This window comes from Paenibacillus monticola (genome assembly GCF_009664975.1).
In the GTDB taxonomy this organism is placed as follows: Bacteria; Bacillota; Bacilli; order Paenibacillales; family Paenibacillaceae; genus Paenibacillus_AQ; species Paenibacillus_AQ monticola.
The window spans coordinates 229916-242563 of record NZ_WJXB01000012.1 but is presented as its reverse complement, the minus strand read 5'-3'; the positions used below and the strand labels follow the sequence as shown (position 1 = coordinate 242563).

The window sequence follows — 12648 nt, the reverse complement described above, 5'->3', positions numbered from 1 at the left end:
CTCCAATTTGTATTGAAAAGAGCGATTGCTCATTTTGAAACATCTGACGAGAATTTACATTCTCTAACCGACAAGTTCACTCAGCATAAATGCCGTGAAACTCATCTTCTTTTGGATTTTACTTTCGCAAAATCCCACTCACTCGTTGTTCAGTTTTCAAAGATCAAGTTCTCGTTGTCGGCATTTAATGTCTCACCAGCAACTCTTATAATATATCATGTTCTCCGGTGTAATGCAACACTTATTTTTTTGCGTTATTGCAATACTGATCGGATTATTAAATCCTGCCAGCGAATTAATAGTTCCGTTCGCGACTGGATTTATAATATAACATAATTAGCTATTATAAAACAACCTCAAAATTTACCATTTTATAAAATAGTTCTTTGTACCTGATAATTACCTTTATATCCGCCGCAGTGCTTACCGTGCTTAGTAAAAGCATATAGGGATTGTATCGTAGATACAATCCCTATATATAGGAAGTATACTTGCTCATCTTATAAATTTTTTAATTGGATATCCATGGATTACGACTTCTTTTGGTAGCGTGGGTTTGCTTACTTTGGTTAGACCGTTGAGATTTGGATGTGGCGTTGCTTGATTTACTTTTCTGACTTGAGGTTTTCGCCTTGGGTCCTTTATTGTTTGGCCCACTACTTTTCCCCTTGATGTTACCTTCCAATGCGACTGGCTCGGAAGTACCTCCTCCTGCAATCTGCTGAATATCCCGTACGATAGGTTCCGGTTCTTGAATTTCAGGTACACGATTATGCTGACCATAATTATCAATACCAGGATACTGAGGATATGGAGGGATATTTGAAATTGCTGCTCCCCCGAATGCACCTAGAGGATCTGTGGGAACTAATCCCTGATTAGGCATCTGAGGCATGCTAACTCCAAAAGGAGAATAAGCATTAGGTTGTGTATACCCAGGAAAATTATTATACATAGGCATCTCATAAGAATATGGCTGGAGTTGAGCGTTTCCTCCGCATCCACAGGATGGCCAAGGCAAGTTAGGCGACTGTCCTGTATACTGCGGACTTACATATGCAGGATACTCGCTATTCGGATTCATACCCAACGCTTCGGTATAGTTAGGAACAGCGTTTGTATGCCACGATGCGGGAACATTATTCATCGGATGGATATTTTCTGGATAGTAGTAAGGTGGCATGCAATCCGGTGCATAAAATGCCGGCTGCATAAAGTTAGGAGCCATATTGATATTCATATTAGAAAGAGGCTCATAAAATGGATAAGTGGGCGGGCAATCGTAGAAGTTCGGATTTTCCGTCAGCCCAGGATATCCAGCAGTTTTGTTGCACGGGGTTGCCTTGGGTTCCATAAATGATAATGGTTGGACCTCAGCTTTGGGCATTGTATGATGGGACATCGCTTCTTGTGCAGGTACAGAAATTTGTACGTATAAGCTCTGTGTTTCCGTTATCATCTTCTCATGAACCGGAGAAACTTCAGCTGGCTTATTGGGAAGAGGAACGGGCGCAGGAGGAGGAGCAACCTCCGCAGCTACATTCGGTGTTGGCTTCGGCATATTAACAGGTGCCGGAATTGGTGCTGGAGTGACTGTTGCCGCAGGTTCCACCTTAGGACCAGTATAAGTCTTACCGCCAATTTGTGTTTTGTCGGCATTATTAGCTGCATTAGAAGCATTAGATGGTAGGTCTCCGGACTGAACCGGTGCTGATGTTGTTTTTTTAGGAATATTGACTACTTCCCCCGTCATTAAAGCATTTGGATTCTTCAACTGCGGATTAGCTTCAATCATTTCCTTCAGAGGAATTCCCCATGCCTTGGACAATTTCCATAAGGTATCTCCTTGTTTGACTGTGTGCTTGTAGTAAACTTCACTGTTGTCAGGTACCGGTACAGGCGCCGCAGGTATTTTGACCTTGTCACCTATAGCCAGCACATTTGGGTTACTGATTTGTGGGTTGGCCTCAATTATTTTTTCCAGCGGCACCCCATACTTTTGCGATAATAGATATAATGTATCGCCTGTTTTGACAATGTGTATTTTCACGCAGCATTAACCTCCTATAAGTTTTGTGGAGTATTACTTTCTTCACAGCTACGCAACAAAACTGGCTTCGAAAGCATCTCCCTTATTTTGTGGAGTATTGCTTCTTGCATAGTTATATGCGATAGAGCCGCCTCCTTCGTTACTACATCTTATGCAGCCCATGGGCGATTGACATCCTTGGAACAAAAAAAATCCTTTCATGACTTGCATGAAAGGATTTCCGTTAGTATTCGGTGTTCCTTTCATGCATGCATGAAAGGATTTCGGTGTGTATTCGAGGCGCTATTCAATGTTCGGCATCGAAGCCTTAGTGTACTTGTACTGATTAACCCCAAACCTTGTAGCCATCTTTATCAACAACGTTGCGGAACTCTTCGAGCAGTCTTAGGGTGATCGGGCCTGCATGGCCTTCGCCAATAATTCGTCCATCAATTTCTCTGGCTGCAATAACTTCGGCTGCCGTTCCAGTAAAAAACACCTCGTCGGCAATATATACATCATGCATTGTGAACGGTTCTTCTTTGAGTTTTAGACCCAGTTTCTCACACAGTTCCATAATGGCCATCCGCGTAATGCCTTCAAGTGCTCCAAGATAGCAAGGAGGGGTAAATACAACACCCTTTTTAATGATAAAGATGTTGTCTCCAGATCCTTCAGTAACATAGCCCTGAGCATTCATCATGATTGCTTCGTCCGCTTCTGCCAGATTGGACTGGATCTTGACTAGAATATTATTAAGATAGTTAAGTGATTTGATCTTCGGATTAAGTGCATCCGGAAGATTGCGTCGTTGAGATACGGAAACTGCCTTCAAACCATTTATATAAGCTTCTTCCGGATAGATAGCTAGTTGCTCCACGATAATGATCACACTGGCCGTTGGACAGCGGCGCGGATCAAGTCCTAAGTTACCAGGACCACGGGACACAATTAGTCTAATATATCCGTTTCGCATATCATTCAGGCGAATGGTTTCTGCCATAGCTTCTCGCATATCTTCGTAGGACAGCGGAATTTCCAATTGAATCGACTTTGCTGAATCATACAGCCGGTCCAAATGTTCGTCGCATTTAAAAATGTTGCCATTATAGATCCGGATGCCTTCAAAAATACCGTCACCATACAAAAAACCGTGATCAAAAACGGATACCTTTGCATTTTCCTTTGTTACGTGTTGTCCATCCAGATAGATCCATTGTTCAGCCATGAACTTACTGCACCTCCGCTTTCTCTTCCTCATAGGTGTATGTTGGATACGAACCCAGAATCCGTACCTGACAGCCTAAAGCTTTGATCTCCTCAATAGCTCCCGGCAGCAGAATAGACTCTATCGGTTCCACCACATCAATATAGAAATAATAAGTACCCAGTTTCTTCTTCGTTGGCCGTGACTCAATACGTGATAAATTCAGCCTCCGCCAAGCAAACGCCGCAAGCACCTGATGCAGCGCACCTGGAAAATCCTCCGGCAATGTTACAAGAATGCTTGTCTTATCCCCACTACTAACTCTGGCAAGCTCCAGCTTCTGCGGCCCCACAAGCACAAATCGCGTGTAATTGTTATTGTGGTCCGTAATCTGCCGATCAACAATTTCCAGCCCATGCGTAGCGGCCCCTAGAGCTGTGCCAATTGCGGCCCACCCTTTGCCAGGATTACTCTTAACAATTTCCACAGCTTCAGAAGTACTTCCGGCAGATTCGAGTTCAGCCCAAGGTGCGTGTTCACGGATATATTGCCCGCATTGGGCCATTGCAACAGGATGTGAGAGGATCTTCACCATAGCAGTGAAGTCCTTGTTACCCTCACTATCCGTGAATTCCAAGGGATTACTAATCAGATTCTGGATCGATGGAAAAATCCACTCTGTCTGCATCGGCAAATTCACTTCATTGATGAGCCAATCAATATGCAGGCTAACAGAGCCTTCTATTGTATTCTCAATCGGAATAACACTATAGTCGGTTGTACCATTCGCCGTGGAGAGAAAAACGTCAGAAATAAGTTTATGATGCACTACCTTCACAGGCTCACCGCCAAATAAATACAGCAGCGCTTCATGAGAAACTGAACCCTGCGGCAATACCGCTATTGATTTCATAACCGTAATTCTCCTTTTATCATATCCAAAAATGATTCATTTTGCATCCCGTTTCTTTCAAACAGTTCTGTAGTAACGCCTGAGGTACAAGGTGGCAGCCAGCATGTACGGGCCGATATGCCATGTTCTTGCATCGTTTCTTTCAGAAAAGTCTCAAGCTCCAACTTCCGGACCTCATGCCGATCAACCAAGCATAGCAGCGTAGGACCTGCACCGCTAAGCGCAATACCCAGAGCTCCATGCTTCGGAGCCTCGACCAGCAGTTGTTGCATTCCGGGCACAAGAGGTGCACGATACGGCTGATGCAGGCGATCCTGCATTGCCCTACCAATGAGATCAAGACGGCCGGAGGCCAATGCTGCAGTCAGCAATGAAGTACGACTGATATTATAAACAGCATCACTTACCGTAACCTCTGTAGGAAGGGCCTCTCGCGCTTTAGTCGTTGAAAGTTCAAAGTCGGGTATAACCACGAGAACCTCTATTGCATCCGGCGGCTCAAGCCTGATATAATCGGCACGCTCACCATCCCATACAGCGGTGATAATCCCTCCGAACAAAGAAGCACCTACGTTATCAGGATGTTTCTCTAGAGCAGTAGCCATATTGAATAATTTAGCATTATCCAGGGGTGAACCTATCATCGCATTAGCCGCTGCCATACCTCCGACAATTGCAGAAGCACTGCTGCCGAGACCGCGCGTAAGTGGAATCTCCGAATACATCGAGATTGATAGCTCTGGCACGCAAACGCCAGCTTCTGCAAATACCATTTGGGCCACCTGATAGAGCAGGTTGCTTTTATCCTGAGCCAACCCCTTCATCTCGTCCCCGTATAAATGAAATACAGTTTCTGGTGCCTCCTCCATCTCAATCCAGGCATAAAGGGATAAAGCCATGCCGAGTGTATCGAAGCCCGGGCCGAGATTAGCAGTACTAGCAGGCACTTTAACCCTTGACCTTCCATAATTACTCATAACAGGTGCGATCTCCTTATTCTTATTTTGCGGAATAACTCTTGCTCATTTATCCTTCTACGCGGTAGTGGCTCTTAATACGGTGGATTACCTTCAGTTCTTCAAAATGCCGCAGTACTTTATTCATACTCGCTTTGCTGGCATCATGCGTAACAATAATAATCTCTGCGTTAGGATTATTCTTGTTGGCTTGCTGAACGACGGAATCAAGACTGACATCGTATTCTGCGAATACTTGCGTAATCTTAGCGAGCACTCCCGCTTTATCATCAACGTACAGCAGAAGAAAGTTTTTGAAAAATATTTCTTCGTCGCTTTTTAGCTTCTTCTGTTTGTAAGGCACGATATGCTTTAATCCGTTAACGCCCAGCTTAAGGTTCTTAATGACAGCTACCAGATCAGCTACGATAGAGGTTGCCGTAGGCATTGCACCTGCACCTGCACCGTAGAACATTGTCTCCCCTACTGCCTCACCGTACACATAAACTGCGTTGAATACTCCGTTGACTGAAGCAATCGGGTGACTCGCCCGGATCATGGTTGGCTGAACGCTGATGCTGAATTCCTCGTCCTGGCGTTCTGCGATACCAAGCAGCTTCATTTCATACCCAAGGCGCTTCGCAAAAGCTATATCCTCTTTGCTGACTCCAGAGATGCCACTCACACTCACATCTCGCAGCTCAACGTTAGTGCGAAAGCCGAGGGTACCCAGAATCGCCATTTTGCGAGCGGCATCCAACCCCTCAACGTCGGAGGTTGGATCAGATTCTGCATATCCCAGCTCCTGAGCTTCCTTTAACGCATCGCTATAGGTCGCGCCTTCTTGGCTCATTTTTGTCAATATGTAATTGGTCGTTCCATTTACAATTCCCATAATCTTCATGATCTTATCCGATGAGAAACCTTCGATGAGTGTGCGGATAATCGGAATTCCCCCAGCTACACTGGCCTCATAGAATACATCACACTGCTTCTCCTGTGCCTTCGCCAAAATCTCGGAACCATGTAGAGCCATCAGGTCCTTATTGGCAGTTACGATGTGTTTGCCGCGCTCCAGAGCCTCAAGAATATACTCCTTCGTCCCTTCAATTCCACCCATTACTTCGACGATTACATCGATTTCAGGATCTCGGATAACTTCCCACGGATCAGTGGTGATTTTGGAGGGATCCACTTCAATATCCCGAGGTTTCTCCAAATTCTTCACAGCAATGCGCTGAATAATGATTGGAGATCCGACTTGACTGCTCAGATCCTCCTGATTTCCTTCCACGATACGGACTACGCCCGTACCCACTGTACCCAGACCTAATAATCCAACTTTGACCGGCTTCATCTGTATCTGCATCCTCCTAAAAGTTTTGTGAGCTTCCGCATCACTGTGTTACTTCGTACAAAACTACTTCGAAAGCATGGGCTTAGTTTTGTGAGCTTCTGCCTCACTGAATTACTAACCCTGACCAACGATCAAGGCACGCTTCACTCCTGAAATCTCTTTCAGACCGTCAAGCAAATCCCCAAGCTCTTCATTCAAATGTGAAATTTCCACAGAGATCACCACATTCGCCCGTCCCTGCAGCGGAATACTCTGATTAATAGTGAGCACATTTGCACCATGGATCGCGACTACTCCCAGTACCTTAGACAACATACCGGATTCATGCTCCAAATCAAGCGAGATCGTAACAATCCGTTCCCGCTCCAACTGATGGATCAGGTGTATCCCATCCTTATATTTATAAAAAGCACTGCGGCTTAAACCCACCTGTTCTACACCTTCATGTACCGTCTTCGCATCCCCAGCCTCAAGCAATTGTTTTACTTGCATTGTCTTGAGTACAGCATCAGGCAATATGTCCTCACGGACCAAATAATAGCGTTCTTTCACGAACGTCCTCTCCTCAAAGACTTTTGTGTTTTCATAGTGGACATTATAAGGGATTATGGCTGTAAAAAGCAATAACTAATCCTGCTTCTATCCAAATCAACTGTAAGGTATAGTGGTACCACAGTAGTCACAAGCCTTAGATTGGCCCGGCTGAACTGTATTCTGAGCCCCACAGCCTGAGCAGTTTATTGACTTCGGCAACTGAGCTGGAGTCTGCGCTTGATGCCCTCTTGGCTGCAATCTTTCCGCTCCTTCGAAACCGGATGTCCTCCCAGCATGTTCAGGATTTGATACTCCTCCAAGCTGCTCTGTCTCTTGCCTACCTTCACTAAAAATAACCTGCGGCGCAAGCACCCCTCTGCTCTTGAGATAGAGTAAATCTCGGCGGACATCGCTTTCACTTTGACTTGTATGTTCGGAGAGGCTACCTATGTGATTGATCCCATTATTTATAATAAGGCCAACGTATAGATTCGTAAGCTGCGCGAACTTGAATCTTTCTCTTGTCGCCCAGGACCCGAAAAAGAAGGCTGGCAGCAGAAGTATAAGCGCAAACGTGAATAGAATAAGTATAGTTATTCCTAAGTCATTCTGTTCCGCTATCCACGACCCCACAAATATGACACTTAATTCAACAAAGCCACCTATAAATACATGGGCTATAAGGTTTAAGTTTGAAGCTTTACGAAAGTTCTTATAATGAGTGCTCAGTAAACGTAACAAAGCAAGTACAAGGCCTATAGGCATTAGCAAATAAGCTGCTACGATGATAATATAGTCAAAAGCTGTCCTGTCATATTTGGGCATATAAGCTGCTGGATGGCCCTCCTGCCACGGCGGTGGCTCTTGTGCATTCAATCTGTTCATTCTGTCTAGTTCCCCCTATTTAAGTACCAACAGCTCCCTGTTCCGTCGCTGAAGTGTAGCAGCGATGCTATCTACTAATTCTTTAGTCTCAACTTCCCAATCAGCCCGAGGCTCATTCACAGCTAACAGCAGTTCCACATGGTCATGTAACAAGGAGATTTGCTGGTTTAGCATGTCCTCAGTAGCGAATAAGGAAGAGTTCGATACTGGATCACTGTACTTGAATTTTTCTTCCAATGAATCAATCAGCTCTACAAGCTGCTTATTCTCCGAATGTTTCCAGGACCGAGCCATTATGCAAATCTCTGCGAGCGCCTGCTGATGCTGGCGAAGACCCCGTGTAGACTCTCTTGCCTTCTTCTCCTGCGCTCCTGCATTCCAGCCATAGAGGCCAGTTGCTGCAAGACTAGCTGCTCCGACAACCACAATCAGCAACTGCAGCGCAGCATACCACAATGGCGGTATTTCCAGCAGCCAATCGAAGACAATTGCCGATACAAGCACAGCAACCACGTAACTAACTGTGATGAAAGCTCCACTGATCATAACCGGGGAAGTTTGACTTATTCGGACGGTGACTCGTTGCCAGAAGATGCTGTAACCATAGACTACACTCTCCGCAAACAAAACTGCCGCCAAAGAAATTACGAATCGCAAGAGTGATTCAGAGAAACCCAATCCAAAAAAAGAAAATACAGTCACGATTATTACTGCGGCATAAATAACGGTGATGAGACTAACATATGTTTTCCTATTGTTCATGAAGCCCTCCTTCAGCCTGCCTTCGTTCCGCATTCGGCGCAAAATTTCTGTCCGGGTTTCAGTTCATGCCCGCAGCCTCCACATTTTAGGATCAAACTTGTTCCGCAGTTAGGGCAAAATTTGGCCTCAGAAACCAGTACAAATCCACATTCGTGGCAAGTCGTTTTGTCCACAGTAGGTTCCTCCGGTTGTGCGGATTGGAGATTATGCCCGCAGCCACAGCAAAACCGTGCATCAGCCGAATTAAGAACGCCGCATTTGGAGCATACTTTGGTCTCTTTGACTGTCGGTGAAGAGCCCGTATCAAAAGTTGAACCTCTAGTCATCCGGTTTACCATGTCCACCGCTGGTCCGGCGAATCCAAGTCCCATTCCGAGACCCATCCCGGTATTCATCATACCCACTCCCAGATTTCCAGGGTTGCCCGCAGCTTCTTCCATGGTATCGAAGCTGCGTTCCTGCTGATAGGTGAAGCCAATGATGTCCATCTCCGCCTTTTTGGCCAGCGCTTCCTTCAAACGGATCGTTGCTGGATCATTATCCGGAATATTGATTGAGTCGATATAAAAATTATTCAGTTCTAGGCCATTGTCCAGAAAGGTCTGAGCCAGCCGCCCTTGAATATGCTTCGATATTTCCGCTACGTAAGCATTGATCTCCAAAATGCTTATTTTTTTGTGCACAAGGTAAGAAGAAATTAGCTCATTAATATTAGACATCAGCAGGCCACGGAAATAATTAACAAGTGTATCCTGATCAAACAAAGGGAGGGTTCCCACCAACTGCAGTAAAAATTTACGGGGGTCCTCAACCCTAACTCCAAATTGTCCAAAAGAACGGACTGCAATCATCATATTATATTTAGGGTCTTGCAGTTGCAGTGGTGTGCTTGTTCCCCATTTGACATTCATGGAGTTCATTTTGTTCACATACCATACTTCTGCTGTAAACGGCGATTTGCCCCCAAAGGGTAAATTAATAATGTTGGATAACACCGGTATATTTGCTGTACTAAGCGTGTGTCTTCCTGCGGCAAAAGAATCAAGCGCTTGTCCGCCCTTGAATAGAATTGCTTCTTGGGATTCATTAACTATAAGTTGGGTCCAAGTCCCAAGCTCCTGATTGGGATATTTCCATGCGAACACACCTGGAGGACCGTCATACTTCACTACTTCAATTATGGCCATCTGCCTATTCCTTCTTTCGTGATCATAGGTATGTAGAATATATCGGTTTATTAATGGGGAATAAGTGCTTTTTCGTTATTTATTGTATACGATTCAGGTCTTGTTTGGGTTCTTTCTGCGAAATTTTTTTAGATTTGCAGGCATTAAAAACAAAAAAAGCGTCACTATGTTATCCTTCATCAGGAAAAACATAGTCGACGCTTCAGATTTAAGCTAATTATTAATAGTAGCTGCTATTTTCTACAAACTCAAACTCAAAATCAGCAATGCGGACAATAGTACCTTCCACGGCGCCACGTTTGCGCAGCTCTGCATCTACACCCATATGACGCAATGTGCGGGCCAGCTTCAGAATCGCATCATGTGTGTGCAGCTGCATCCGCTTCAGCATCCGCTCAATGCGAGGGCTGCTGACAACGAATGCATCGTTATCACGTGTAATCGTAAAGGAGTCATCCTCTTCCGCTTCCAGCTTATATACCTTCCGCTCAGTGGTTTCTGCAACATCTTCAACGATTGGAGCAACTGGAATGTTGTCGAGAATATCCGTTGCACGGTATAACAGCTCTTGTATGCCCTGACGGGTAAGCGAAGAAATAGGCAGAACTTCTATATCCGGCCGCAGTTCAGCAACACGTTCGCGGAAAGAAGCTAGATTGTCCTCTGCTTCCGGCATATCCATCTTGTTCGCCGCCACAATCTGCGGGCGGTTGATCAGATTGGCATTATATTGTTTCAGCTCTTCATTAATCATTACCCAATCATCGAAAGGATCACGTCCCTCGGAGCCAGACATGTCCACGACATGGATAATAATGCGCGTGCGCTCTACATGACGCAAGAATTCATGGCCAAGGCCAACACCTTCAGAAGCGCCCTCGATCAAGCCTGGCAGATCGGCCATCACAAAGCTCCGACCATCTCCTACATCCACTACTCCTAGATTCGGAGTGATCGTTGTGAAGTGATAAGCTCCGATTTTGGGAGTGGCTGCTGATACCACAGAGAGCAGTGTGGATTTACCTACACTAGGGAACCCTACAAGCCCCACATCAGCCATTACCTTCAGTTCCATAACAATATAACGTTCCTGGCCTTCTTCACCATTCTCAGCCAGTTCAGGCGCTGTATTGGAAGCTGTCGCAAAGCGGGTGTTACCCCGTCCGCCCCGTCCGCCACGAGCGACAACTACATATTGGCCATGACGAGTCATGTCAGCAATAATCTCTCCGGTATCATCATCGATCAGTATAGTTCCCGGCGGGATACGCACGATCATGTGCTCGGCATTGGCTCCATGCATACTTTTGTTGCGACCCTTGACTCCACGTTCAGCTTTGAAGTGGCGCTGATAACGAAAATCCATCAGCGTGCGCAGTCCTTCATCTACTTTGAAGATGACGTCGCCGCCACGGCCTCCGTCACCACCAGCAGGACCACCTTCTGGCACAAATTTCGCACGGCGGAACGCTACTAGTCCATCCCCACCGTTACCACCTTTAACATAAATCTTAGCTTTATCTACGAACATCGATGTTCACCTTCCTCACATTTCAAGCGGCAGACGCAATTGAATATAAGCCCCATTAGACTTAAATTGCTCCGCTCTCATGATTTTTCCTTGTACAATATTATAAATTTGCCCTTGAAGCAGCTCGGGATTGGCATGATTCCCTTCGCCTTGGAAAGAGATAAGAATGTCTCCTGCATCTTGTGTAAAGCCGAGGCTAAGCTTGCGCGTTTCGCCCTGAGGAGCAAGTCCGCTGTACTGGTAAGCCCGCACCGTCTGCATAATCACTGAAGTTAGCTCGTCCCCAGCTTCAGAACTGAGCGCATTATTCAGTTGCAGTCCTTCCTCCACTTGAACTTCAAGTTCCAGACTGGATCTATAGGTACGAAAAGATTGGATATAGAATACCAGCGAAGGAATGCCAAGCTTGGCGATGCGGCTATCTAGTGCAATGCGTTCCTTTATTCTTTCCACACACTGTACGGATTTATCAGGCTTGCCCAATTGGATATATCCGTAAAGAATCTGCAAATCGTTCATCCAATCATGACGATGATGATTTAGTGTCCGAATCGCTGCCTGCTGCAGAGTGTTCTCCTGTATATGCAGTTCCCTTTCAAAGTGACGCCTGTTGCCAATAAAGCTGAAAGCAAGTACTGCTGCTACCCACACACCGAGCAACAGACATGTCAAAAGGGAGGTATGCCAATACACGAGACCTAAAGGAAGCGCTACGGATAACATGACTGCCCAGATTACACTTTTCCAGGATTTCATTCTTTCTCCCCGTCCCTCAGTTCGCAAAATTCAAGTCTTCGTTAGAATACATAAAACATTATAAGAGATTTCGCAAAACTTATCCTTAAAAATTTCCAAAAGTAACATAAAAGAATAAATTATATTGTGCAACATATAATTTATATATTTTCAAAAAAAGCCTCCGGCACTCATGCCGGAGGCTTCACTGAAAATTATGGTCCGTTAGCTTACGCTTCCAGTGCCGCTGCTACCGGAGCAACGTCAACAGGGTAGACGCTCACTTTCTTGCGATCGCGGCCCCAACGTTCGAATTTCACCACGCCGTCCACTTTGGCGAACAAGGTATCGTCACTGCCGATGCCTACGTTTGTGCCTGGGTGAATCTTGGTTCCGCGTTGACGAACCAAGATGCTGCCGCCGGTAACTGCTTGACCGTCAGCACGTTTCACACCAAGACGTTTCGATTGGCTATCACGACCGTTTCTTGTGGAACCTACACCTTTTTTGGATGCGAAGAATTGAAGATTCAATTTAAACATGTTGTCTACC

Annotated in this window: 12 protein-coding genes; all 12 read right to left on the bottom strand. The window is 45.5% G+C overall.

Annotated features, from left to right (window positions below; all coding sequences use genetic code 11):
* Positions 1-511: 511 nt before the first annotated feature.
* The gene (locus tag GJB61_RS24980) at positions 512-2050 is read right to left on the bottom strand and encodes a LysM peptidoglycan-binding domain-containing protein (RefSeq protein WP_154121734.1); all 1539 of its coding nucleotides are present in this window, start codon (positions 2048-2050) and stop codon (positions 512-514) included.
* A gap of 325 nt (positions 2051-2375) precedes the next feature.
* Positions 2376-3257: a branched-chain-amino-acid transaminase gene (gene ilvE, locus GJB61_RS24975; protein ID WP_154121733.1), complete on the bottom strand. Its 882-nt coding sequence runs from the start codon at positions 3255-3257 to the stop codon at positions 2376-2378.
* Positions 3258-3261: 4 nt separating this feature from the next.
* The gene (gene pheA / locus GJB61_RS24970) at positions 3262-4149 is read right to left on the bottom strand and encodes a prephenate dehydratase (protein WP_154121732.1); all 888 of its coding nucleotides are present in this window, start codon (positions 4147-4149) and stop codon (positions 3262-3264) included.
* Entirely contained in the window at positions 4146-5126 is a 981-nt protein-coding gene (gene thrB, locus GJB61_RS24965) for a homoserine kinase (protein ID WP_154121731.1), read from the bottom strand. The genes pheA and thrB overlap by 4 nt, the downstream gene beginning before the upstream one ends.
* Before the next feature lie 49 nt (positions 5127-5175).
* Complete coding sequence (locus GJB61_RS24960) at positions 5176-6462, bottom strand: homoserine dehydrogenase (RefSeq protein WP_154121730.1); 1287 nt, start codon at positions 6460-6462, stop codon at positions 5176-5178.
* A gap of 114 nt (positions 6463-6576) precedes the next feature.
* Positions 6577-7014 (bottom strand): ACT domain-containing protein, encoded by a 438-nt coding sequence (locus GJB61_RS24955; RefSeq protein ID WP_239714969.1) that lies wholly within the window; start codon positions 7012-7014, stop codon positions 6577-6579.
* A gap of 96 nt (positions 7015-7110) precedes the next feature.
* Positions 7111-7881 (bottom strand): hypothetical protein, encoded by a 771-nt coding sequence (locus GJB61_RS24950; RefSeq protein ID WP_154121728.1) that lies wholly within the window; start codon positions 7879-7881, stop codon positions 7111-7113.
* 15 nt (positions 7882-7896) lie between these two features.
* Positions 7897-8643: a hypothetical protein gene (locus GJB61_RS24945; protein ID WP_154121727.1), complete on the bottom strand. Its 747-nt coding sequence runs from the start codon at positions 8641-8643 to the stop codon at positions 7897-7899.
* Positions 8644-8654: 11 nt separating this feature from the next.
* On the bottom strand, positions 8655-9830 hold the full coding sequence (locus GJB61_RS24940; protein WP_154121726.1) for an SPFH domain-containing protein: 1176 nt from the start codon (positions 9828-9830) through the stop codon (positions 8655-8657).
* Positions 9831-10050: 220 nt separating this feature from the next.
* The gene (gene obgE, locus GJB61_RS24935; protein WP_154121725.1) at positions 10051-11361 is read right to left on the bottom strand and encodes a GTPase ObgE; all 1311 of its coding nucleotides are present in this window, start codon (positions 11359-11361) and stop codon (positions 10051-10053) included.
* A 15-nt stretch (positions 11362-11376) separates the two neighbouring features.
* A complete protein-coding gene (locus tag GJB61_RS24930; protein ID WP_154121724.1) occupies positions 11377-12117 on the bottom strand; it encodes a Spo0B domain-containing protein in 741 nt (246 codons plus the stop codon).
* Between the two features lie 209 nt (positions 12118-12326).
* Positions 12327-12638 carry a 50S ribosomal protein L27 gene (rpmA, locus tag GJB61_RS24925; protein WP_154121723.1) on the bottom strand — a complete coding sequence of 104 codons (312 nt, stop codon included), beginning with the start codon at positions 12636-12638 and terminating at the stop codon, positions 12327-12329.
* Between the last annotated feature and the right edge of the window lie 10 nt (positions 12639-12648).